At 74.2% G+C, this 21,000-nt stretch carries 23 protein-coding genes; 9 read left to right on the top strand and 14 right to left on the bottom strand.

The genetic code is table 11. The annotated features are described in order from the left end of the window. The first annotated feature begins 34 nt into the window (after window positions 1-34). From C0216_RS03530 to C0216_RS03520, 3 genes are read left to right on the top strand one after another with little or no spacing between them, the layout of a single operon-like run. Entirely contained in the window at window positions 35-466 is a 432-nt protein-coding gene (locus tag C0216_RS03530; RefSeq protein ID WP_114053833.1) for a hypothetical protein, read from the top strand. 3 nt (window positions 467-469) lie between these two features. Further along, the gene (locus C0216_RS03525; protein ID WP_114053832.1) at window positions 470-940 is read left to right on the top strand and encodes a thiol-disulfide oxidoreductase DCC family protein; all 471 of its coding nucleotides are present in this window, start codon (window positions 470-472) and stop codon (window positions 938-940) included. Window positions 941-951: 11 nt separating this feature from the next. Next, on the top strand, window positions 952-1,749 hold the full coding sequence (locus C0216_RS03520; RefSeq protein WP_162793109.1) for a TetR family transcriptional regulator: 798 nt from the start codon (window positions 952-954) through the stop codon (window positions 1,747-1,749). Here the strand turns inward: C0216_RS03520 and C0216_RS03515 are convergent. Then, window positions 1,746-2,777: an NAD(P)-dependent alcohol dehydrogenase gene (locus C0216_RS03515; protein WP_246042300.1), complete on the bottom strand. Its 1,032-nt coding sequence runs from the start codon at window positions 2,775-2,777 to the stop codon at window positions 1,746-1,748. The genes C0216_RS03520 and C0216_RS03515 overlap by 4 nt on opposite strands. A 92-nt stretch (window positions 2,778-2,869) precedes the next feature. On the opposite strand from C0216_RS03515, the gene C0216_RS03510 reads away from it, so the two are divergent. After that, window positions 2,870-3,514 carry a TetR/AcrR family transcriptional regulator gene (locus tag C0216_RS03510; RefSeq protein ID WP_114053830.1) on the top strand — a complete coding sequence of 215 codons (645 nt, stop codon included), beginning with the start codon at window positions 2,870-2,872 and terminating at the stop codon, window positions 3,512-3,514. 45 nt (window positions 3,515-3,559) lie between these two features. Here the strand turns inward: C0216_RS03510 and C0216_RS03505 are convergent, their stop codons facing one another. Both C0216_RS03505 and C0216_RS03500 read right to left on the bottom strand, forming a co-directional pair. Beyond that, window positions 3,560-4,951, bottom strand: coding sequence for a metallophosphoesterase (locus C0216_RS03505; protein ID WP_114053829.1), 1,392 nt, complete (start codon window positions 4,949-4,951; stop codon window positions 3,560-3,562). After that, window positions 4,948-5,208 carry an SCO4848 family membrane protein gene (locus tag C0216_RS03500; protein WP_114053828.1) on the bottom strand — a complete coding sequence of 87 codons (261 nt, stop codon included), beginning with the start codon at window positions 5,206-5,208 and terminating at the stop codon, window positions 4,948-4,950. Before C0216_RS03500 ends, C0216_RS03505 begins: the two co-directional genes overlap by 4 nt. Window positions 5,209-5,329: 121 nt before the next feature. Here C0216_RS03500 and C0216_RS03495 point away from each other — a divergent pair, with 121 nt between their 5' ends. Next, window positions 5,330-6,577, top strand: a complete 1,248-nt coding sequence (locus C0216_RS03495; protein ID WP_342777089.1) for a D-alanyl-D-alanine carboxypeptidase — start codon at window positions 5,330-5,332, stop codon at window positions 6,575-6,577. Here C0216_RS03495 and C0216_RS03490 read toward each other — a convergent pair. The 4 genes from C0216_RS03490 to glyA form a co-directional block, all read right to left on the bottom strand. Then, window positions 6,519-7,412 carry a YihY/virulence factor BrkB family protein gene (locus tag C0216_RS03490; protein ID WP_114053826.1) on the bottom strand — a complete coding sequence of 298 codons (894 nt, stop codon included), beginning with the start codon at window positions 7,410-7,412 and terminating at the stop codon, window positions 6,519-6,521. The genes C0216_RS03495 and C0216_RS03490 overlap by 59 nt on opposite strands. Before the next feature lie 175 nt (window positions 7,413-7,587). Next, on the bottom strand, window positions 7,588-8,199 hold the full coding sequence (locus C0216_RS03485) for a 2'-5' RNA ligase family protein (protein WP_114053825.1): 612 nt from the start codon (window positions 8,197-8,199) through the stop codon (window positions 7,588-7,590). Between the two features lie 122 nt (window positions 8,200-8,321). Next, a complete protein-coding gene (gene trpS / locus C0216_RS03480; protein WP_114053824.1) occupies window positions 8,322-9,335 on the bottom strand; it encodes a tryptophan--tRNA ligase in 1,014 nt (337 codons plus the stop codon). Window positions 9,336-9,565: 230 nt separating this feature from the next. Continuing rightward, complete coding sequence (gene glyA, locus C0216_RS03475) at window positions 9,566-10,834, bottom strand: serine hydroxymethyltransferase (RefSeq protein WP_114053823.1); 1,269 nt, start codon at window positions 10,832-10,834, stop codon at window positions 9,566-9,568. Window positions 10,835-11,124: 290 nt separating this feature from the next. Between glyA and rocD the strand changes: the two genes are divergently transcribed. After that, window positions 11,125-12,330, top strand: a complete 1,206-nt coding sequence (gene rocD, locus C0216_RS03470; RefSeq protein ID WP_114053822.1) for an ornithine--oxo-acid transaminase — start codon at window positions 11,125-11,127, stop codon at window positions 12,328-12,330. A 49-nt stretch (window positions 12,331-12,379) separates the two neighbouring features. Here rocD and C0216_RS03465 read toward each other — a convergent pair whose 3' ends face one another. Next, window positions 12,380-13,573 (bottom strand): glutathionylspermidine synthase family protein, encoded by a 1,194-nt coding sequence (locus C0216_RS03465; RefSeq protein ID WP_114053821.1) that lies wholly within the window; start codon window positions 13,571-13,573, stop codon window positions 12,380-12,382. Window positions 13,574-13,578: 5 nt separating this feature from the next. Continuing rightward, window positions 13,579-13,896: a hypothetical protein gene (locus C0216_RS03460; RefSeq protein ID WP_114053820.1), complete on the bottom strand. Its 318-nt coding sequence runs from the start codon at window positions 13,894-13,896 to the stop codon at window positions 13,579-13,581. A gap of 99 nt (window positions 13,897-13,995) precedes the next feature. Between C0216_RS03460 and C0216_RS03455 the strand changes: the two genes are divergently transcribed. After that, a complete protein-coding gene (locus C0216_RS03455; RefSeq protein ID WP_114053819.1) occupies window positions 13,996-14,844 on the top strand; it encodes a hypothetical protein in 849 nt (282 codons plus the stop codon). On the opposite strand, the gene C0216_RS03450 is transcribed toward C0216_RS03455, so the two are convergent. Further along, a complete protein-coding gene (locus tag C0216_RS03450; RefSeq protein ID WP_114053818.1) occupies window positions 14,829-15,356 on the bottom strand; it encodes a MepB family protein in 528 nt (175 codons plus the stop codon). The two genes, C0216_RS03455 and C0216_RS03450, sit on opposite strands and share 16 nt — an antisense overlap. A gap of 75 nt (window positions 15,357-15,431) precedes the next feature. Next, window positions 15,432-16,841, bottom strand: coding sequence for a PLP-dependent aminotransferase family protein (locus tag C0216_RS03445; RefSeq protein ID WP_114053817.1), 1,410 nt, complete (start codon window positions 16,839-16,841; stop codon window positions 15,432-15,434). A gap of 46 nt (window positions 16,842-16,887) precedes the next feature. On the opposite strand from C0216_RS03445, the gene C0216_RS03440 reads away from it, so the two are divergent. Next, window positions 16,888-17,403, top strand: coding sequence for a carboxymuconolactone decarboxylase family protein (locus C0216_RS03440; RefSeq protein ID WP_114053816.1), 516 nt, complete (start codon window positions 16,888-16,890; stop codon window positions 17,401-17,403). Between the two features lie 67 nt (window positions 17,404-17,470). On the opposite strand, the gene C0216_RS03435 is transcribed toward C0216_RS03440, so the two are convergent. The 3 genes from C0216_RS03435 to C0216_RS03425 all read right to left on the bottom strand — a co-directional run bounded on the left by C0216_RS03435 (window position 17,471) and on the right by C0216_RS03425 (window position 20,000). Further along, on the bottom strand, window positions 17,471-18,460 hold the full coding sequence (locus C0216_RS03435) for a malate dehydrogenase (RefSeq protein WP_114053815.1): 990 nt from the start codon (window positions 18,458-18,460) through the stop codon (window positions 17,471-17,473). A gap of 246 nt (window positions 18,461-18,706) precedes the next feature. After that, complete coding sequence (locus tag C0216_RS03430; RefSeq protein WP_114053814.1) at window positions 18,707-19,147, bottom strand: DUF3017 domain-containing protein; 441 nt, start codon at window positions 19,145-19,147, stop codon at window positions 18,707-18,709. Further along, window positions 19,137-20,000 carry a bifunctional methylenetetrahydrofolate dehydrogenase/methenyltetrahydrofolate cyclohydrolase gene (locus tag C0216_RS03425; protein ID WP_114053813.1) on the bottom strand — a complete coding sequence of 288 codons (864 nt, stop codon included), beginning with the start codon at window positions 19,998-20,000 and terminating at the stop codon, window positions 19,137-19,139. Before C0216_RS03425 ends, C0216_RS03430 begins: the two co-directional genes overlap by 11 nt. Before the next feature lie 296 nt (window positions 20,001-20,296). On the opposite strand from C0216_RS03425, the gene C0216_RS03420 reads away from it, so the two are divergent. Next, a complete protein-coding gene (locus tag C0216_RS03420; RefSeq protein WP_114053812.1) occupies window positions 20,297-20,932 on the top strand; it encodes a hypothetical protein in 636 nt (211 codons plus the stop codon). Window positions 20,933-21,000: the final 68 nt, after the last annotated feature.

The raw sequence follows: 21,000 nt of genomic DNA, 5'->3' as shown, positions 1-21,000 counted from the left end.
CCAACGAGTTGAACACGTTCAAGGGGGGCGAGGCATGGACCTCACCGTCGTCGCGTACGTCATCTACCTGCTCATCAGCATCGGCCTCACCATCTGGGTCGCCCGCACCCTCAGCCGCAACGGGCGGATCTTCATCGCGGACGTCCTGCACGGCAACGAGAAGCTCGCCGACGCCGTGAACCACCTGCTGGTCGTCGGCTTCTACCTCGTCAACATCGGCTTCGTGACGCTCTACCTGCGCTCGGCCGACACCATCGACACCGCCCGCACCCTCTTCGAGGCCCTCTCGGTCAAGCTCGGCGTGGTCCTGCTGGTCCTCGGCGTGATGCACCTGGGCAACGTGTGGGTGCTGAACAAGATGCGGCGCCGCGGCATCATGGAGCGCCGCCAGGTCCCGCCCGTCGCCCCCCAGGGCTGGACAGCGCCCCCCGCGCCCCAGGGCTGGACCGAGCCGGCCGGGGCCTGACCGATGGCCCCCGAGACGCAGGGCGCCCCGCCCGTCAGGCAGCTGACGGTCCTTTACGACGCCGACTGCCCGCTGTGCGTGCACATCCGGCACTGGCTCCTCGGACAGCACCTGCTCGTCCCCCTGCGGCTCGTCCCCGCCGGGTCCGACGAGGCCCGGCGGCTCTACCCCGGGCTCGACCACGCGGCAACGCTCCGCGAGATCACCGTCGTCGGCGACTCCGGACAGCTGTGGACCGGCACCGACGCCTTCATCGTCTGCCTGTGGGCGCTGGCCGAGCACCGGCCCAAGGCCGAGTGGCTCGCCACCCCGGCAGGCCGCCCCTTCGCCCGGGGTGCCATGTACACGGCCTCCGCCTGGCGGCAGGCCGTGCGGACCGGACCCGGCGGGCCGTCCGCGGCGGATACGGCCGGGGAGGAGGCGGAGGATGCGCAGGAGGCCGCCTGTGGAGACCACTGCCCGCCGCCCCGATAGGCTCGTACACCGTGACTGATCAGAAGGCTCCCAAGAGCGAGCAGACCCGCACGCTCATCCTCGAAACCGCACTCCGCCTCTTCCAGGAGCGCGGGTTCGACAAGACGACCATGCGGGCCATCGCCAAGGAGGCGGGAGTATCGGTCGGCAACGCCTACTACTACTACGAGTCGAAGGAACACCTGGTCCAGGGCTTCTACGACCGGATCGGCGCCGCCCACCAGGCGGCGGTCCGGCCCGTCCTGGACCGGGAGACCGACTTGCAGAAGCGGCTCGCGGGCGTACTGACGAGCTGGCTCGACGTCGCCGAGCCCTACCACGAGTTCGCCTCCCAGTTCTTCAAGAACGCGGCGGACCCGGAGAGCCCGCTCAGCCCCTTCTCCCCCGAGTCGGAGCCCGCCCGCAAGGCCGCGATCGACATGCACCGCGAGGTGCTGGCCGGAGCGAAGACCAAGGTCCCGGACGAACTGGCCGACGTCCTGCCCGAGCTGATGTGGCTCTCGCAGATGGGGCTCGTCCTGTACTGGGTCTTCGACCGCTCGCCCGGCAGCGTCAAGACCCGGCGGCTCGCAGAGCGCGGCGCGCAGCTCACGACGCGCGGCATCGTGCTGGCCCGGTTCCGGGTGCTGCGCCCGCTCGTACGGGAAGTGCACGAGCTGTTCGCGGACTTCCTGCCCGGCATGGCGCAGACGGCCGTCTCCCGGGGCAAGCGCGCCTCGGACCCCGACCCGGACCCCCAGCCGGACGCCGAGGCGGAGGCCGAGGCGGCCGCCCCGGAGCCCGCGAAGCCCCGCCGGACGCGGCGCTAGGCCCGGCCCTCCTCGCCGACCACGACGGCGGCCTTGCCCCGCACCCCGCCGGCCGCCAGCAGGCGCAGCGCCTCCGGTACGTCGGCCAGCGCGAACCGGGCACCCACGACGGGTGTGAGGCGGCCGGCCTCGACGAGATCGGCCAGCGCCTCCAGGTCGGCGCGGCGCGTCTTGGCCACGAACACCGCCAACCGCTGCCGCACGAACGGCGCGAGCGCCAGCGCGGCGAACTGCCGCCGCAGGCCGAGCCAGTCGCCGGCGTCCTCGCCGCCCGCGATGACGAGCGTCCCGCGCGGTGCCAGCACCGCCCTCAGCCGGGACAGCCGACTGCTCCCGCCGATGTCCAGGACCACGTCGTAGCGGCGGCCGGCGGCCGCGAAGTCGGTGCGGGTGTAGTCGACCACGTGGTCCGCGCCGACCGCGCGGACCAGGTCGGCCTTGGCGGTACTGCACACGCCGGTCACCTCGGCGCCCAGCGCCTTGGCCACCTGCACGGCGTACGTCCCGACGCCCCCCGAGGCCCCGACCACCAGGACGTGCTGCCCCGGCCGGACCCGTCCCGCGTCCCGCAGGCCCTGGAGCGCCGTGAGCCCGGACACCGCCAGCACGCCCGCCTCCTCGAAGCCCAGCCGGGCCGGCTTGCGGCAGATCCGGTCGGCGCGGGCCACCGCGTACTCGGCGAAGGAGCCGGACGCAACGCCCCAGACCTCGTCGCCGGGCGCGAACGCCGTCACCCCGGGACCCGCGTCCTCGACGGTGCCCGCGACGTCCTGCCCGACGGCCGGGTTCCGCGGCCGTCGCAGCCCGAGGACCGGCCGCACCACGTAGGGCAGGCCGGCCATGAGGTGCCAGATGCCCCGGTCGACCCCGGCCGCGCGGACCCGCAGCAGCACCTCGCCCTTCCCGGGCGACGGCCGGGGCACCTCGGCCAGGCGCAGCACCTCGGGGGGCCCGTAGCCCTCCTGGACGACCGCCTTCATCACTCCGGCCCGCGTGGGGGCCGCTGCCGCCCGTCCGGTGGGTTCCATGCCGTCCGCCTCTCTCCCGTACTAAGTACGACTTACTTAGTACGGTACCCTTCGGGCAGCAGTCAACCCACGAGTTGCCCACGGAAGGCGAGATGGCCAAGCACGCTCCGCTCACCCGGGAGCGGGTGCTCGCCGCGGCGGTCCGCGTCGCGGACGAGGGCGGCATCGCCGCCCTGACGATCAGGTCCCTGGCGCAGGAGCTCGGCGTCAGGCCGATGTCGCTGTACCACCATGTGCCGAACAAGGAGGCGATCGTCGACGGCATCGTCGACGCCGTCTTCGCCGAGATCGACCTGCCGCCCGCCGACGCGGACTGGCGCAGCGCGCTGCACCACCGCGCCCACTCGGCCCGCGCCGTACTGCGCCGCCACCCCTGGGCGACCGCGGTCATGGACTCGCGGTCCCACCCCGGCCCGGCCACCCTGCGCCACCACGACGCGGTGATCGCCACGCTGCGGCGGGGCGGCTTCCCCTTCGCGCTCGCCGCGCACGCGTTCTCGCTGCTGGACAGCTACGTCTACGGCTTCGCACTGACCGAGGCGGCCCTGCCGTTCGAGCCCGGGGAGGTGGAAGGGGCCGTCGCGGACTTCCTCGGGCAGTTCCCCGCGCAGGCGTACCCGCATCTCGCGGAGTTCGCCCGGGAGCACGTCATGCAGCCCGGCTACGACCACGGCGCCGAGTTCGACTACGGGCTGGACCTCATCCTCGACGGCCTCGAACGCCGCCTCGCCCCCTGATGCGGCCGGAGCGGGCGGGCGGCGGGGCCCTGCGGGGGCGCGGGGTCAGGCCTGGTACGAGGCCAGTTCGACGACCGTGATGTCGGACGGGGCGCCGACCCGGACCGGCGGGCCCCAGGCGCCCGCGCCCCGCGACACGTACAGCTGGGTGTCGCCGTAGCGCTCCAGGCCGGCCACGGTCGGGTTCGCGAGGTCGGCCAGGTACTCGCCCGGCCAGAGCTGGCCGCCGTGCGTGTGGCCCGACAGCTGGAGGTCGACCCCGTGCCGGACCGCTTCGTGGATCACGACCGGCTGGTGGGCCATCAGGACGGCTGCGCGCCCGCGGTCGCGGTCCCCGAGGGCGGCACGGAAGTCCGGGCCGGCGCCCTCCCGCTCCCCCTGGACGTCGTTGACGCCCGCCAGGTCGAAGTACGGCAGCATGCGGCGCGCGTTCTCCAGCGGGGTCACGCCCAGTTCGCGGACGTGGTCGATCCACTGCTGCGCGCCGGAGAAGTACTCGTGGTTGCCGGTGACGAAGAAGGCGCCGTGCCGGGCGCGGAGCCGGGCGAGCGGCTCGGCCGCGGGACCGAGGTCGGCCACGTCCCCGTCGACGAGGTCGCCGACGATCGCGATCAGGTCGGGCTGGGTGCCGTTGACGGCCTCGACGACGCGGGCGGTGTGCGCCCGGCCCAGGACCGGGCCGATGTGGACGTCGCTGACGACGGCTATCCGGAAGCCGTGCGCCGCGCGGGGCAGCTTGGCCAGCGGCACCCGCACCCGCTTCACGCTCGGCCCGCGCAGCACCCCGTACGTCCCGTACCCGACGGTCCCCGCCGCGGCGGCGGCCGCGGCGCCGGCGAGGGCGCGGGCGACGAACACCCGCCGGCTCAGGCCGGCGGCCTCCGCCCCCGCGTCCGGGTCGGCGGCGGGAGCGGCTCCGGCCCCGGGGGCCGTACCGGCGGCGGGCTGCGCCGGGTCTCGCGGGCGCTCCGGGGGCGGCCCGCCCGCCGGAGCCGGCCGCGAAGGCGCCGCGGCGGAGGCCGCCGCGCCGGCGGACGCGGGCTGCGGCTCCGGCCGGGGCTGCAGGTCCGGCTGCGGGTCCTCGGTCCGGGGCTCCGGCCGCGCGGCCGCGCCGCGGCCGGAGCCGCGCCGGAGCAGGACCGCGCGCACCGGCTCCGTCACGAGGACGGCCATGCTCAGGTACAGCAGGACGGCCAGCCAGAGGTAACCCGGCCAGGCCACCGCCTGTTGGACGGGGAAGGGCGCACCGGCGCGCCCCGCGGTGAGGGCGGCCAGGGAGAGGAGCGGCAGGGTGAAGGCGAGCACGGTGCCCACCCGGCGGGCCGCCCCGCCCGGACGCGTCGTGTCGCGCACCAGGCGGACCCACAGCCACCGGTGGACCAGTGCCAGCACGGACAGGACCAGCAGGACGGCCGCGACGGCCAGGGCCGCGCTCATTCCGGCCGCTCCCCGCGCGCCTCGCGCCGCAGGGCGAGTACGCCGCGCAACCCGATCACCCCAACGGCCGTCCCCAGGAGAAAGGACGACACCGCCAGGAGAAGGTGTACCCAGAAGTACGCCGTCGGCTCGCCGGCGGCGTCGAAGGCCAGGCCGCTGCCGTTCCGCCACAGGTTCCGGACGAAAGACACCCAGATGAACCAGCTCCACACTCCGAACGCGAGCAGGAACCAGGAGGCGGCGCGGCTGAGTTTCATGCACCCAGTATCGGTTCGGTCCCCAGGACGGACGCGCCGGGGTGGGCTGTCCCGGCGTTGGTTCGCCCGACTTGGCCGGTCCCCGAGGGCGGGGAGCCGATCGGGATGTACGTTCACCTGCGTGTCTGCAAAGAAGACCGCGCTCGCGGTCCTGTCCGCCGCGCTGCTCGTCCCCTCGCTCCTGACGGTCCCCGCCCACGCCTCGCCGCCCGCCCCGCCGGCCGACGGCAAGGGGCAGCCGCACCGGGCGCCCGCCGCGCCCCCGGAGTCGATGTCCACCGTGGGCGGCGCGCTGCTCGGCAAGCCGGGCGTGCAGGTGAGCCCGCTGGCGGGGGCGCCGGCCCTGCCGGCGACGCTTACCGGGCGGTCGTGGATCGTCGCGGACGCCCGCACCGGCGAGGTCCTCGCTGCGAACAACGCGCACTGGCGGCTGCCGCCGGCCTCCACCATGAAGATGCTCTTCGCCGACACCCTGCTGCCGAAGCTCCCCAAGGACCAGGTCCACCGGGTCACCTCGGAGGAGCTGTCGGAGGTCGGCTCCGGCTCCAGCCTGGTCGGGGTGAAGGAGGACCTGGAGTACTCGGTGCACGACCTGTGGCTGGGGGTGTTCCTGCGGTCCGGGAACGACGCCGTGCACGTGCTGTCCGCGATGAACGGCGGCATCGAGAAGACCGTCCGGGACATGCAGGCGCACGCCGAGGAGCTCCAGGCCCTCGACACGCACGTGGTCTCGCCCGACGGGTACGACGCCGCGGGGCAGGTGTCGAGCGCGTACGACCTCACCCTCATCGCCCGCTCCGGGCTGCAGAAGGCGGACTTCCGCGAGTACTGCGGCACGGCCAGCGCGAAGTTCCCCGGCCTCCAGTACGGCGGGACGCGCGAGTACTTCGAGATCCAGAACACCAACCGGCTGATGACGGGCGCGAGCGGGCTCTCCCCCTACAAGGGCATCGCGGGGGTGAAGAACGGCAACACCACGATGGCCGGCTCGACCTTCACCGGCACGGCGCAGCGCGGCGACCGGCAGCTCATCGTCACGGTGATGAACCCGTCGGGCGGGCTGAACTCCGTGTACCAGGAGACCGCGGACCTCCTCGACTGGGGCTTCGCCGCGGCCGGCAAGGTCAAGCCGGTCGGCGAGCTGGTCCCGCCGAAGAGCGCGGACACCTCCTCCTTCGGCTCCCCCGCCCAGACCCACGACCGTGAGGCGGCCCCGGCCGCGGCGGGCGCCGGGGAGGGCGGTGGGCGCGGCGCCGCCCTCGCGGTCGCCGCCGGTGCGCTGGCCGTGGTGGCGGCCGGGTCGTACGCCTTCAACCGGCGCTTCCCGGCGGGCCGTCGCCGCCGTCCGGAGGAGGAGCTTTTGCCGTAGCCGTCCACGCCGCGCAGAGCAGCAGGAGCCTCGCCGTGAAGTTGATCCACAGCAGGAGGGCGACGGGCACGCCGAAGGCGCCGTACATGCTCTTGGCGGCCACGCCCCGGATGTAGCCGCCGATCAGCAGCTTCAGCAGCTCGAAGCCGACCGCGCCGATCAGCGCCGCCTGGACCAGCGCGCGGCGCGGCGGCTCGACGCCGGGGAGGAGGGTCAGCAGGTACAGCAGGAGCAGGAACGCGGCGAGGACGCCGACGCAGAACGCGCCGCCGCGCAGCAGCAGTCCGCCCGCGCCGTCCTGCGGGATGCCCAGCGAGGAGCCGGCGCGTCCGACGGCGCTGGAGCCGATGACCGAGGCGGCGGCCGAGGCGAGGACGGCCGCGCCGAGGCCGAGCAGGACGAGTGCGTCCTTGCCCTTGCGGACGACCGGGTTCTCCCCCTCGTCGTCGTCCTTCTCCCACACCGCGCGCAGGCACTCCCGCATGGAGCCGACCCAGCCGACGCCGGTGAACAGCAGCAGCGCGCCGGCGACGACGCCGATGGTGGCGGCGTTCGCGACGAGTCCGGGCAGGTCCAGCTGGTCGGAGATGCCGGGCACCTGCTCGGCGAGGCGCTGCTGGAGCGTGTCCAGCTCGTCCTCGCCGAGGGTGGCCGCGCCGATGGCGGCGGCGACGGTGATCAGGGGGAAGAGGGCGAGGAAGCTGATGAAGGTGATCGCGGCGGCGAGCCGGCTCCAGTGGACGCGCTCCAGGCGCTGGTACGAGTGCCAGGCGCGGGTCTGCATGAGCCGGGCGGCCGCCGGGCCGACCACGGGGAGTTTCGTCAGCCATTCCATGAGGTCACCGTAAAGGAGCCGACGGAAATAGCCGCGATTGCCGCTTTCGCGCACTACGGTCGTCGTTTGTGACTTTTCGCCCGGGCCTTCACCCGTTCCCGCGCCTGGTCCTGCGCGCCGTGCTGTTCCGCACCCGCCGGGCCCTGCGCCCGCTGCGCCGGGAGGCGCGGCGGCGTCAGGACTGCCGGGGGGCCGCGTCGGCCGCCGTCCCGGCCGCCTCGTCGACGGGCGAGCCCGGCTGCGCCGGGACGGCGCCGGCGGCGGCGTGCCCGAAGGGGTACTCGCGCAGTTTGCGCCAGACGCCGTCGGAGCCCTGCTCGTAGAGCGCGAAGCCGGTGCAGTCCCACGCGGCCCGGTAGTCGGCGAGCTCGGCGAAGGCCCGGTCCATGGCCTCGTCCGGGATGCCGTGGGCGACCGTGACGTGCGGGTGGTACGGGAACGCGAGCTCCCGGTCGAGCGGCCCGTCCGGGTCGCGGACGAGCCCCTGGAGACGGGTGCAGCCCTCGCCGCCCTCCACGACCCGGACGAAGACGACCGGGGAGAGCGGGCGGAAGGTTCCGGTGCCCTCCAGGCGCATCGGGAACGCCGCGAAGGCCTCCGCGACCTGCGCGAGGTGGGCCCTGATCCCCGGCAGCCGCTCCGCCTCGGCCTCGGTCGGCGGGACCAGCGTGATGTGCGTGGGGATGCCGTGCGCGGCAGCGTCCCCGAAGCCGGCGCGCAGCTGCTGGAGCTGGCTGCCGTACGGCTCCGGGACCGCGATCGAAACGCCGAGCGTTACGGTCCCCACGTATCTCTCCTTGGTCGTCTGCTGCTGCCGGCTGCGTGCTGTGCCGCCCGGCCCCAGTGTGGGGCCAGGGTCCCCCGGATGGCCAGGCCCTTCCGTCCCGCCGGAGGGCCCGGCGGCCCGCGTCAGTGCTTGGCGGGGAGGAATCCGAGCCGGTCGTAGGCCTGGGCGAGGGTCTCGGAGGCGACGGCGCGGGCCTTCTCGGCGCCCTTGGCCAGGATCGCGTCCAACGTCTCGGGGTCGTCCAGGAATTCCTGGGTGCGCTTGCGGAAGGGTGTGACGAAATCGACCATCACGGCGGCCAGGTCGGTCTTCAGGGCACCGTAGCCCTTGCCCTCGTAGCGGGCCTCCAGGGCCGGGATCGACTCCCCCGTGAGGGTGGAGTAGATGGTGAGCAGGTTGCTGACGCCGGGCTTCTTCTCCGCGTCGAACCGGATCTCGGTGCCCGTGTCGGTGACCGCGCTCTTGATCTTCTTCTCGGTGGCCTTGGGCTCGTCGAGGAGGTTGATCAGGCCCTTGGGCGAGGACGCCGACTTCGACATCTTGATCGCGGGGTCCTGGAGGTCGTAGATCTTGGCGACCTCCTTGACGATGTGCGCGGAGGGGATGGTGAAGGTCTGCCCGAAGCGCTGGTTGAAGCGCTCGGCGAGGTCGCGGGTCAGCTCGATGTGCTGGCGCTGGTCCTCGCCGACCGGGACGGCGTTCGCCTGGTAGAGCAGGATGTCGGCGACCTGGAGGATCGGGTACGTGAACAGGCCGACGCTGGCGTTGTTGACGCCGCCCTTGGCGGACTTGTCCTTGAACTGCGTCATCCGGCTGGCCTCTCCGAAGCCGGTGATGCAGTTCATGACCCAGCCGAGCTGCGCGTGCTCGGGGACGTGGCTCTGGACGAAGAGGGTGCAGCGCTCGGGGTCCAGGCCGGCGGCGAGCAGCTGCGCGGCGGAGAGCCGGGTGTTCGCGCGGAGTTCCTTCGGGTCCTGCGGCATGGTGATCGCGTGCAGGTCGACCACCATGTAGAACGCGTCGTGCGTCTCCTGGAGGGCGACGTACTGGCGGATCGCTCCGAGGTAGTTCCCGAGGTGGAACGAGCCGGAGGTGGGCTGGATGCCGGAGAGCGCGCGGGGACGGTCAGAAGCCATGGGCCCATTCTCTCAGGTGCGGGGGCCGGCTCCGGCCGTTCGGCGGCCGGAAGCCGCCGGTTCGGGCGGGGGCCGGGCGGGGCCTCCGGCGGCGGTGGCGCCGGGGGCCCCGCCGCGGCGCGGCTGCCGGGCGCAGCCGGGTGGCCGGATACCGGCCCGGCCGGGCGACCGGTTTCGGCCGGGGAGCCCCGGGGCAGGCCGCGCGGCCGGCGGCGGGGCTCCCCGGGCGGTCAGGCCAGCGGAAGGCCGGGGGCGGGGTGGGCGGCCATGAGGTCCGCGACCTCGGCGCGGATCGCGGCGAGCGCCGGCTCGTCCCCGGCCGCGGCGGCGTCGACCGCTCGGGAGATCCACTCGGCGACCTGCGGCATGTGCGCGGTGCCCAGGCCGCGGGAGGTCAGCGAGGGGGTGCCGATGCGGATGCCGGAGGGGTCGAACGGCTTGCGCGGGTCGAAGGGCACCGTGTTGTAGTTCACGACGATCCCGGCCCGGTCGAGGGCCTTGGCGGCGGTCTTGCCGGGGACCCCCTTGCCGGTGAGGTCGATCAGCACCAGGTGGTTGTCGGTGCCGCCGGAGACGAGGTCGAAGCCCCGCTCCAGCAGGGCCTGCGCGAGGGCCTTGGCGTTGGCGACGACCGCGTGCGCGTATCGGGTGAAGGCGGGCTGGGCCGCCTCGTGCAGGGCGACGGCGATGCCGGCGGTGGTCTGGTTGTGGGGGCCGCCCTGGAGGCCGGGGAAGACGGCCTTGTCGATGGCCTTGGCATGCTCCTCGCGGCACATCAGCATCGCGCCGCGCGGGCCGCGCAGCGTCTTGTGCGTGGTGGTGGAGACCACGTCGACGTGGCCCACCGGGGAGGGGTGGGCGCCGCCGGCGATGAGGCCGGCGATGTGGGCGACGTCCGCGACGAGGACGGAGCCGGCCTCCTTGGCGATCGAGGCGAAGGCCGCGAAGTCGATGGTGCGGGGCAGGGCGGTGCCGCCGCAGAAGATGATCTTCGGGCGTTCGGCGAGGGCGAGGTCGCGGACGGCGTCGTAGTCGATCAGGCCGGTGTCCGCGGACACGCCGTACTGCACCCCGCGGAACCAGGAGCCGGTGGCGGAGACCCCCCAGCCGTGCGTCAGGTGGCCGCCCATCGGCAGCGCCATGCCCATCACCGTGTCGCCCGGCTTGGCGAAGGCCAGGTACACGGCCAGGTTGGCGGGCGAACCGGAGTACGGCTGGACGTTGGCGTGGTCGACGCCGAACAGGCCCTTCGCCCGCTCGACGGCCAGCGCCTCGACGCGGTCGATGTTCTGCTGGCCCTCGTAGTAGCGGCGGCCCGGGTAGCCCTCGCTGTACTTGTTCTGCAGCACGGTGCCGGAGGCCTCCAGCACGGCCGCCGACACGTAGTTCTCGCTGGGGATCAGGCGCAGGGTCCGCGCCTGGAGGTCTTCCTCGGCGGCGACGAGCGAGGCCAGCTCGGGGTCGGTCGCGGTCAGGGCGGGATGGCGGGGCGCGGTCACGGCGGCTCCTCCGGGGTCGATGTCGTATCTCGTCCCCGCGAGGCCCAGGCGGGCGGCCCTGTGTGCGGTCGTGCGCGCACGACTCCCCCGGAGTCCGTTCCCCGTGCGCCAGTCGCCGTGCGTACCGCCCACCTTAGCCGCCGCTCCCGCCGGGATGTTTCCGCGTCCGGTATACGAGCGACGTATAGCGGTGTAGGACGTATAGCGGTACAGGAGGGACGGGTTCGGGGCCGGCACCCCGCGGCCCTCCCCCCCGCCCGCCCCGCCCGTGACCGACGATCGGAGACCCCGTGTCGACCACCGCAGATGCCATCGCGTCCGCCGAGGCGCACAGCGCGCACAACTACCACCCGCTGCCCGTCGTCGTGGCGACGGCGGAGGGCGCCTGGATGACCGACGTGGAGGGCCGCCGCTACCTCGACATGCTCGCGGGCTACTCCGCGCTCAACTTCGGCCACTGCAACCCCCGCCTGCTGGCCGCGGCGCGGAAGCAGCTGGACCGCGTCACCCTCACCTCGCGGGCCTTCCACCACGACCGCTTCGCGGACTTCTGCACCGAGCTCGCCGCGCTGTGCGGCAAGGACATGGTCCTGCCGATGAACACCGGCGCGGAGGCCGTCGAGACGGGCGTGAAGACGGCCCGCAAGTGGGGCTACGAGGTCAAGGGCGTCCCGGACGGCCACGCCAAGATCGTCGTCGCCGCGGACAACTTCCACGGCCGGACCACCACGATCGTCAGCTTCTCCACCGACCACGAGGCCCGCGACCACTTCGGCCCGTACACGCCCGGCTTCGAGATCGTCCCGTACGGCGACCTGACCGCGCTGGCCCACGCGGTCACCCCGAACACGGTGGCCGTGCTGCTGGAGCCGATCCAGGGCGAGGCAGGGGTGCTGGTGCCGCCGGCCGGCTACCTCAGAGGCGTACGGGAGCTGACGCGCGAGCGGAACGTGCTGTTCATGGCGGACGAGATCCAGTCGGGCCTGGGCCGGACGGGCCGGACGTTCGCCTGCGAGCACGAGGACGTCGTCCCGGACGTGTACCTGCTCGGCAAGGCGCTCGGCGGCGGCGTCGTCCCGGTCTCGGCGGTCGTCGCCGACCGGGACGTCCTCGGGGTGTTCAAGCCGGGCGAGCACGGCTCGACCTTCGGCGGCAACCCGCTGGCCTGCGCGGTGGGCCTGGAGGTGGTGGCGATGCTGCGCACCGGCGAGTTCCAGCAGCGGGCGGCCGAACTCGGCGACCACCTGCACCGGGAGCTGAACCTGCTGGTCGGCGGCGGCGCGGTGACCGCGGTGCGCGGGCGCGGCCTGTGGGCGGGCGTCGACATCGACCCGGCGCACGGCACGGGCCGGGAGGTGTCGCAGCGGCTGATGGAGCGCGGCGTGCTCGTGAAGGACACGCACGGCGCGACGATCCGGATCGCGCCGCCGCTGGTGATCGGCAAGGAGGACCTCGACTGGGGCCTGGACCAGCTGCGCGCGGTGCTGGCGACCTGACCGCGCGGCCCCCGGGCCCCGTCGCAGCGGGGTCCCGGAGGGCCGTGTCCTAGAGGATGACGTGGGGCAGGAAGCGGGCGTACTCGTCGGTGACCGGCCCCGCGGACTCGCGGATGCCGAGGCCCGCCGCCTCCTCCTCGACGACCCAGGCGCCGAGCACGACGCGGTTGCCGTCGAAGTCGGGCAGCGGGGAGAGGGCCTGGTAGACGTAGTTCTCGCCCTCGGCCGGGGTGAAGGGCCGGGCGTCGGGGCCCGCCGGGTGCAGGGCCACGCCGGCGCCCTCGCGGCCGAGCAGCGGCTTCGCGGCGAAGCCGGTCGTGCCGGCGAGCTCGCGCGGCCCGTCGAGGTAGGCGGGCAGCAGGTTGGGGTGGTCGGGGAAGAGCTCCCACAGGACCGCCAGCAGCGCCTTGTTGGAGAGCAGCATCTTCCACAGCGGCTCGATCCAGCAGGTGGTGCCGTCGCCGCCGCCGTGGTCGTACGTGTCGAGGACGTGCGGGCCGAACGCGTCGGTGGCCAGCCACTCCCACGGGTAGAGCTTGAAGCAGCTGCGGATGAAGCGCAGGTTCTGGTCCACGAAGCGGCCCGACAGGCTGTCCCAGCCGATCTTCTCGACGGCGAGCGCCTCGGTCTCCAGGCCGGCCTGCTGGGCGGTCTCCTCCAGGTAGACCACCGTCATCAGGTCCTCGCCGATCTCGTCGGTCTCCGAGTGCGCGAAGTGCACCGGTCCGGGCGGCAGCAGTTCGGCCTGCCGCCGCCAGGCGTCGACGAGCCGCTCGTGCAGGGAGTTCCACTGGTCGGCGCCGGGGAAGCGCTCCTCCATCCAGAACCACTGCGGGCTGGCCGCCTCCACGAGGGAGGTCGGGGTGTCGGCGTTGTACTCCAGCATCTTGGCCGGGCCCGTGCCGTCGTAGCACAGGTCGAAGCGGCCGTAGAGCGAGGGCTGTTCGGCGCGGCGCCGCCAGGACTCGGCGATCAGCGAGGCCAGCCGGCGGTCGGTGATGCCGAGGTCGGCGAAGCGGTCCTCGGCGACGATGTGCTCGGCGGCGGCCAGGCACATGGCGTGCAGCTCCTCGACGACCCCCTCCAGCGCCTCCACCTCGGGGAGCGAGAAGGAGTAGTAGGCGCTCTCGTCCCAGTAGGGGCGCAGGGAGTCGTCGGGGTAGCGGGTGAGCGGGTAGATCAGGCCCTGCTTCTCGACCGTCTGCTGCCAGCCGGGGCGGGGTTCGATGGTGTGGCGCCGCAAGGGGCTCAGCCGCCGCTGGAGGAGGAGTGGCCGCCGATGCCGCCGCGGGTGACGGCGGACTTGTCGAAGCTGCCGCCGCTGACCTTGTTGCCGGAGACGCTGCCGCCGTAGTAGTACGCGGCGTGGCCGCCCCTTCCGCTGCTTCCGCTCTTGCACTCGCGGTTGTTGAGCTTCTCCAGGGTGACGCGGTCGACACAGCGCTTGTCCGGCTCCTTGCTGCTGCCGCAGGCGACGAGTGCCGCGGCGAGCAGGCCCATGCCGCCGATGGCGACGCCGCCGGAGCGCATACGGCGTCGGGTGCTGGTGCTGCTGCTGCTGTCCATGGCCGACAGACTAGAACGCGGTGTCGAGGGGATGGAATCCGGCCGTGGAAACCTGCGCGGCCCCTCCATGATCTAGAGTCGCTTTTCGTGCTGCTTGGGATGGTTTGCGCGCTGGGTGCGGCGGTCTGCTACGGAACGGCATCCGTTCTGCAGGCGGTCGCGGCGCGGGCGGCGGAGCCCGGGACCGGCTCCGGGGTCGACGCGGCGCTGCTGTGGCGGGCGGTGCGGCAGTGGCGATATCTCGCCGGTCTGTGCCTGGACGGAGCCGGCTTCGTCCTCCAGGTGGCGGCGCTGCGGCACGTCCCGATCTACGCGGTGGGCGCGGCCCTCGCGGCGAGCCTGGCCGTGACCGCGGTGGCCGCGGCGCGGCTGCTGCGGGTGCGCCTGAGCCGCGCCGAGTGGACGGCCGTGGCCGCGGTGTGCGCGGGGCTGGCGATGCTCGGTCTGGCCTCGGGCCCGGAGGGGTCGGGTACGGGGCCGGCCTGGCTGGGGTGGGCGCTGCTCGCGGCCGTGGGCGCGGTGCTGGTGGTCGGCGCGGGGTGCGGGAGGCTGCCGGACCGGGCGCGCTCGCCTGCCCTGGGGCTGGCGTCGGGGACCGGGTTCGGGGTGGTCGAGGTGTCGGTGCGGCTCGTCGACGGCTTCTCGGCGGCCGACCTGCGCAACCCCGCCCTGTACGCGCTGCTGTCGGGCGGCGGCGCGGCCTTCCTGCTGCTGACGTCGGCGCTCGCCCGCGGGTCGGTCACCGCCGCCACGGCGGGCATGGTGCTCGGGGAGACGGTCGGCCCGGCCGCGGCCGGCGTGGTGTGGCTCGGCGACCGCGCCCGCGAGGGCCTGGCCTGGCTGGGCGTTCTGGGCTTCGCCGTCGCCGTGGCCGGGGCGCTCGCCCTGGCCCGCTTCGGCGAACTCCCCGCCGCGCAGGACGCCTCCCGCCCTCAGTCGGCCCCGTAGAGGGCGCGGGCGCGGGCCGCATCGCAGCGGCCGTCGGGCCCGAGGGCGAGGAAGTGCTGCGTCTGCCACGCCTGGGTGGCGCAGGCCTGACGGCTCGTCGTCTGCGCCCACGGCGGATAGACCCGGAGGCCCCGCTTCCCGCCGGAGCCGCCGCGGGAGACGACGCCCCGATCGCACAGCACCCCGGTCGGGAAGACGAACTGCCCGCGGCCGCCCGCGTCGCGGACGGCGACGACGAAGAGGTCCACCCCGTCGGCGGTGTCGAAGGGCCGGATCGGCCCCTCCCCCGACCGCTGCCACACCGTCACGAACAGGCCCGCCTTCCGCGGGGTGGTCCTGGCCGCCCGGAACCGGACCGCGCGGCCGTCGAGCGTGAACGCGCAGGCCGCGTACTCCGCGCTCTCCGGCTCGGGCACGGGCGGGGTGCAGGCGAAGCCGCCCGGGTCGTACACGGCAGTCTTCGCCGCCGTCAGCTCTTCGTGGAATCCCGTCCACGCCGGGTCAGCAGCCATCCCCCCATCCTGCCACCGCCCTCGGACATGCGGCTCCGGCCGGCCGTCCCGCCATCGTGCCGCCGCCCTCCGAGGTCACGGCAGGGACGCCGCCAGCGCCGCGAGCGACGGCGACCAGGCACTCGGCGGCGGGGTTCCGTAGCCGACGACCAGGGCCTCGCGCGGCGGCAGCCCGGCGTCCGGGTGGGCGTGCCGGGAGAGGGGCTCCAGCGCCAGGTCGTGCCAGGCCGCCGCCCGCAGCACGCCCTCCTGGCTGCCCTCCGGGAGGTCCAGGACCGCGTGCAGGCCGGCCGCGATCCCGGAGACGGCGACCCGCCCCGCCACCGCGGCCAGGAGCTCGTCGCGGCGGCGCCGGTAGCGCTGCCGCATGCCGCGCACGTGCCGGTCGTACGCGCCGGAGCGGATGAACTCGGCGAGGGTGAGCTGGTCCAGGACGCCCGACGCCAACTCCGCGGGCCCCTTCGCGGCGAGCACCTCGTCCAGCACCCCCGCCGGCACCACCATCCAGCCCATCCGCAGCCCCGGCGCCAGGGACTTGCTCGCCGTGCCGAGGTAGACCACCCGGTCCGGGTCGAGGCCCTGGAGGGCGCCGACGGGCTGGCGGTCGTAGCGGAACTCCCCGTCGTAGTCGTCCTCCACGACCAGCCCGCCGGTGGTCCGCGCCCAGTCGACGGCGGCGGCCCGCCGGCCCGGCGTCAGCGCGACCCCCGTCGGGAACTGGTGGGCGGGGGTCAGCAGCACCGCCCCTGCGGCGAGGCCCCGCAGCCGGGTCGTGCACGCCCCGGCGGCGTCCACCGGGAGCGGCACCGTCCGCAGCCCCCGCCGCTCCAGCAGCCCCCGGTGCACGGCCAGGCCGTACCCCTCCACGGCGACCTCGCGGACGCGGCGGGCCCGCAGCACCTTCGCCAGCAGGGCCAGGCCGTGCGTGAAGCCCGCGCACAGCACGATCCGCCCCGGGTCCGCGTACACCCCCCGCGCCCGCGCCAGGTAGCCCGCGAGGGCCTCCCGGAGCTCGGTGCGGCCCCGCGGGTCGGCGGCGTACCCGAAGGCCTCGTTCGGCGCGGCGGCCAACGCCCGGCGGGCCGCCGCCAGCCAGGCGGCGCGCGGGAAGCCGCCCAGGTCGGGGCTGCCCGCCGTCAGGTCGTACGCGGGCCCCCGCCGCACCGGCGGCCGGTGCGGCGCGGCGGCCCCGGCGCCCGGACCCGGCCGGCGCGGCCGGGCGCGCTCCGCGACGCGGGTACCCGAGCCCTGGCGGGCCGTCAGCCACCCCTCGGCGACGAGTTCGGCGTACGCCTCGGCGACGGTGTTGCGGGCGACGCCGAGGTCCGCGGCGAGCGAGCGGGAGGACGGCAGCCGGGTGCCCGGCGCGAGGCGGCCGCTGCGCGCGGCCTCCCGCAGCGCCTCGGCAAGGCCGGCCCGCAGACCTCGCCCGGCGGAGAGCTCCAGGTGCAGGTCGGCTCCGGAAGTGGCCCGTGATTCCGTCATGGAGATGGACCATATCCGCGGTCCGCCTGCTCCGTAGGGTGAGGCCATGACCACCGACGAGACGCAGCCCCCGGCCCCTTCCGACCTGTGCGCCGAGCACACCCCCCGCATGAACATGGCCCGCCACGTGCCCGAGATCTACAAGGCCGTCGTCGCCCTGGAGACGGCCACCCGCAAGGGCATGGACCCGGTCCTCCTCGAACTCGTCAAGATCCGCGCCTCGCAGCTCAACCACTGCGCGTTCTGCCTCGACATGCACACCAAGGACGCCCTGGCCGCCGGCGAGAGCGTGCAGCGCATCGTCCAGCTGAGCGCCTGGGAGGAGTCGCGGCACTTCTACACCGAGCGGGAGATCGCCGCGATCGAACTGACCGAGGCCGTCACGGTCCTGACGGACGGCTTCGTCCCGGACGAGGTGTACGAGCGGGCCGCGAAGCACTTCGGGGAGCAGGAGCTGGCCCAGCTCATCGCCGTCATCGCGACGATCAACGTCTGGAACCGCTTCGCCGTCACGACGCGGATGGTGCCGGGCGGCTACACGCCGGGCGGCCCGCGCGGCTGACGGGGCGCGGGAGAACGGCGAAGGGGGCCCCGGGCGCTGCCGCGCCGGGGCCCCCTTCGCCGTGTCGTCAGATGAGGCCGAGCTCGCGGACCGCGTCGCGCTCCTCGATGAGCTCCGCCACGGACGCGTCGATGCGCGCACGGGAGAACTCGTTGACGTCGAGGCCCTGGACGATCTCGTACTTGCCGTCCTTGCAGGTGACGGGGAAGGAGGAGATCAGGCCGGCCGGGACGCCGTAGGAGCCGTCCGACGGGATGCCCATGGAGGTCCAGTCGCCCTCGGCGGTGCCGTTGACCCAGGTGTGGACGTGGTCGATGGCGGCGTTGGCGGCGGAGGCGGCCGAGGACGCGCCGCGGGCCTCGATGATGGCCGCGCCGCGCTTGGCGACGGTCGGGATGAACTCGTCGGCCAGCCACGCCTGGTCGCCGATGACCTCGGCGGCGTTCTTGCCGGCGATCTCCGCGTGGAAGACGTCCGGGTACTGGGTGGCGGAGTGGTTGCCCCAGATGGTCAGGCGCTTGATGTCGGTGACGTCGGCGCCGGTCTTCTTCGCCAGCTGCGAGATCGCGCGGTTGTGGTCCAGGCGGGTCATCGCGGTGAAGCGCTCGGCCGGTACGTCCGGGGCGGCGGCCTGGGCGATCAGGGCGTTGGTGTTGGCCGGGTTGCCGACGACGAGGACCTTGATGTCGTCCGCGGCGTGGTCGTTGATGGCCTTGCCCTGCGGCTTGAAGATGCCGCCGTTTGCCGACAGCAGGTCGCCGCGCTCCATGCCCTTGGTGCGGGGGCGGGCGCCGACCAGCAGCGCCACGTTGGCACCGTCGAAGGCCTGGTTCGGGTCGTCGAAGATGTCGATGCCCTTGAGGAGCGGGAAGGCGCAGTCGTCGAGCTCCATGGCGGTGCCCTCGGCGGCCTTCAGGCCCTGGGGGATCTCCAGGAGGCGGAGCCTGACCGGCACGTCCGCGCCGAGCAGGTGACCGGAGGCGATGCGGAAGAGCAGCGCGTAGCCGATCTGGCCGGCGGCGCCGGTGACGGTGACATTCACAGGAGTGCGGGTCATGGCCTTCTCCGTTAGACAGCTGGCGGTGGGGCGTCCCCGCCCCGTGTGCTGGCGGACGCCGCTTCCCTGCGAATCTTGACGTGAAGAGACATCCGGCGTCAGGCTATCCGACTCCTCACGGGCCCAACCCCCCGGTCCGTGTGGTCCGCGGCACACGGACCGGGCGGGTTCGAAGGCCGGCGGGCCGCTGCCGCCGCGGATTCCACCCGCCGGGCTCGCCCGGACGGGTGGATCGGCAGGCGGCCGTCAGCGGACGGTGAAGCGGACCGCGTCCTCCAGGAACGGGATCTCCAGCAGCGGGTCGGGCCCGACGACCAGCGCCAGCAGCGTGATCGCCGCGCCCAGCATTCCGTACGTGATCATGTCGGTGAACCGGGAGCGGACGGCGAGCATGCCGACGTCGGGCAGGGCGCGCCGCAGCACGGCGGCCGCGAGCAGGGCCACCCCCATCACGAGGCAGCCCGCGCGCACGGCCCCCAGCGCGGTGCACAGCAGGCCGATCGCGGTCGCGGCGAGGACGCTGAGCATCGGCCACTGGCGGGAGGTCAGCGCGGTCCCGGGCCCGGCCCGGCCGGCGCCCTCGGGGCGGGCCGTGTCCCGGGTGAGGGACGGGAAGCGGCGCGACTTCGCCGCCGCCGCGGCGGCGCCCTGCCCGGCGCCCTGCCCGGCCCCCTGCTCAGCCTGCACTGGCGGCCTGCCGTTCCGCTGCCTCGACGACGTTGACGAGGAGCTCCGCGCGGGTCATCGGGCCGACGCCGCCCGGGTTCGGGGAGATCCAGCCGGCGACCTCGGCGACGCCGGGGTGCACGTCGCCGACGATCCTGCCGTCCTCGTCGCGGGAGACGCCGACGTCGAGGACGGCCGCGCCGGGCTTGACGTCCTCCGGCTTGACCAGGTGCGCGACGCCCGCGGCGGCCACGACGATGTCGGCCTGCCGCAGCAGCGACGCCAGGTCGCGGGTGCCGGTGTGGCAGAGCGTCACCGTGGCGTTCTCCGACCTGCGGGTCAGGAGCAGTCCGATGGAGCGGCCGACGGTGATGCCGCGGCCGACGACGACCACGTGCGCGCCGTTGATCTCCACGCCGTGGCGGCGCAGCAGCTCCACGATGCCGTTCGGGGTGCAGGGCAGCGGGCCGGGCTCGTTCAGGACGAGGCGGCCGAGCGAGGCCGGGTGGAGGCCGTCGGCGTCCTTGTCCGGGTCCATCAGCGTCAGCACGCGGTTGGTGTCGATGCCCTTGGGCAGCGGCAGTTGGACGATGTAGCCGGTGCAGGCCGGGTCCTCGTTCAGCTCCCGGACGACCGCCTCGATCTCCTCCTGCGTCGCCGTGGCGGGCAGTTCGCGGCGGATCGACTCGATGCCGACCTCGGCGCAGTCCTTGTGCTTTCCGTTGACGTACCAGCGGCTGCCCGGGTCGTCCCCGACCAGCAGGGTGCCGAGCCCGGGGGTGATGCCTTGGGCCTTGAGCCTCTCCACACGGGCGGTCAGCTCGGACTTGATCGCGGCTGCGGTGGCCTTGCCGTCGAGAATCTGGGCGGTCATGCGTCCATCCTCCCGGATCCGGGGCCCCGGGTTCCAGTCGTGCCGTCCGGCGCGGCCCGCGCGGCTGCGGGCGCGGGCCGGGCCGGGCCGGGCGCATGTCACGGCCCTGCACCGTTCGTTGCACGTGCACGACAGGTGGCGCGGCCGCCGCCCCGACCGCTGGACAAGTCCGGGCCGCTCCGCCGACGATGGCGGGACAAGATTGCCGCGGGCAGTGCCGGGGGGCGGACCGCAGACCGGAACGGCCTCCGATGCGTGCCGTGCGTCCCCGCACTTCCACGGAGGAACACCGCAAGATGAGCTTCGGAGACCCGAACAACCCGTACGGGCAGCAGCCGCAGGGCCAGCCCGGCTACGGCTACCCGCAGCAGGGACAGCAGGGCGGCTACGGCTACCCGCAGCAGGGACAGCAGGCGTACCCCGCGTACCCGGCCGGCGGCTTCCCGGCTCCCGGCGGACAGGTTCCCATGCCGGGCGGGGTGAAGGCGGCCCGCGTCATCCTCTACATCCTCGGCATCCTGCAGGCCCTGATGGGCGTGCTGATGCTGCTGGGCGGGGCGTTCTTCGCCTCGCTGTTCGCCGATTCCTCCAGCTCCACGGCGAGTGACGCGGGCGCGGTCGCGGGCGGCTTCTTGGCCGTCGTCGGGATCATCATCATCGCCGTCGCGCTGTGGCCGATCCTGACCGCTGCCAAGATGGCCAAGGGCCGCGGCGGCGTCCGCGGCTCCGGCATCGCCTTCGGTGCGGTGCAGACGCTCTTCGCCGGGTTCAGCGTGCTGAGCAACGTGGTCGCCCTCGGCAGCTCCGACGGAGCCCCCGCCATCGCCCTCTCGATGGTCCTCTCGGTGATCTCGCTGGCGCTGGGGATCTGGATCATCGTCGGCCTCGCCAACGCGGCTGCCAGCGCCTACTTCGGCCGTCCGCAGTACTGAGGCCCGGCGGGGGCGCCGCCCCCGCGGACGGCGAAGGCCGCGTCCCGCCGTCGGTGCGGGGCGCGGCC

The sequence above is a fragment of the Streptomyces globosus genome, from assembly GCF_003325375.1.
Classification (GTDB): Bacteria; Actinomycetota; Actinomycetes; order Streptomycetales; family Streptomycetaceae; genus Streptomyces; species Streptomyces globosus_A.
The sequence above is the reverse complement of the archived record's forward strand: the minus strand, read 5'-3'. Positions and strand labels throughout refer to the sequence as shown.

Coding starts and splice junctions, on each gene's coding strand:
- C0216_RS03500 (WP_114053828.1), bottom strand. CDS start 5,208: ATGAAACTCAGCCGCGCCGCCTCCTGGTTCCTGCTCGCGTTCGGAGTG.
- C0216_RS03450 (WP_114053818.1), bottom strand. CDS start 15,356: ATGGCTGCTGACCCGGCGTGGACGGGATTCCACGAAGAGCTGACGGCG.
- trpS (WP_114053824.1), bottom strand. CDS start 9,335: ATGGCTTCTGACCGTCCCCGCGCGCTCTCCGGCATCCAGCCCACCTCC.
- C0216_RS03445 (WP_114053817.1), bottom strand. CDS start 16,841: ATGACGGAATCACGGGCCACTTCCGGAGCCGACCTGCACCTGGAGCTC.
- C0216_RS03420 (WP_114053812.1), top strand. CDS start 20,297: ATGAGCTTCGGAGACCCGAACAACCCGTACGGGCAGCAGCCGCAGGGC.
- C0216_RS03425 (WP_114053813.1), bottom strand. CDS start 20,000: ATGACCGCCCAGATTCTCGACGGCAAGGCCACCGCAGCCGCGATCAAG.
- C0216_RS03490 (WP_114053826.1), bottom strand. CDS start 7,412: ATGGAATGGCTGACGAAACTCCCCGTGGTCGGCCCGGCGGCCGCCCGG.
- C0216_RS03510 (WP_114053830.1), top strand. CDS start 2,870: ATGGCCAAGCACGCTCCGCTCACCCGGGAGCGGGTGCTCGCCGCGGCG.
- C0216_RS03505 (WP_114053829.1), bottom strand. CDS start 4,951: ATGAGCGCGGCCCTGGCCGTCGCGGCCGTCCTGCTGGTCCTGTCCGTG.
- C0216_RS03530 (WP_114053833.1), top strand. CDS start 35: ATGGACCTCACCGTCGTCGCGTACGTCATCTACCTGCTCATCAGCATC.
- C0216_RS03515 (WP_246042300.1), bottom strand. CDS start 2,777: ATGGAACCCACCGGACGGGCGGCAGCGGCCCCCACGCGGGCCGGAGTG.
- C0216_RS03460 (WP_114053820.1), bottom strand. CDS start 13,896: ATGGACAGCAGCAGCAGCACCAGCACCCGACGCCGTATGCGCTCCGGC.
- C0216_RS03435 (WP_114053815.1), bottom strand. CDS start 18,460: ATGACCCGCACTCCTGTGAATGTCACCGTCACCGGCGCCGCCGGCCAG.
- C0216_RS03440 (WP_114053816.1), top strand. CDS start 16,888: ATGACCACCGACGAGACGCAGCCCCCGGCCCCTTCCGACCTGTGCGCC.
- C0216_RS03455 (WP_114053819.1), top strand. CDS start 13,996: ATGGTTTGCGCGCTGGGTGCGGCGGTCTGCTACGGAACGGCATCCGTT.
- C0216_RS03525 (WP_114053832.1), top strand. CDS start 470: ATGGCCCCCGAGACGCAGGGCGCCCCGCCCGTCAGGCAGCTGACGGTC.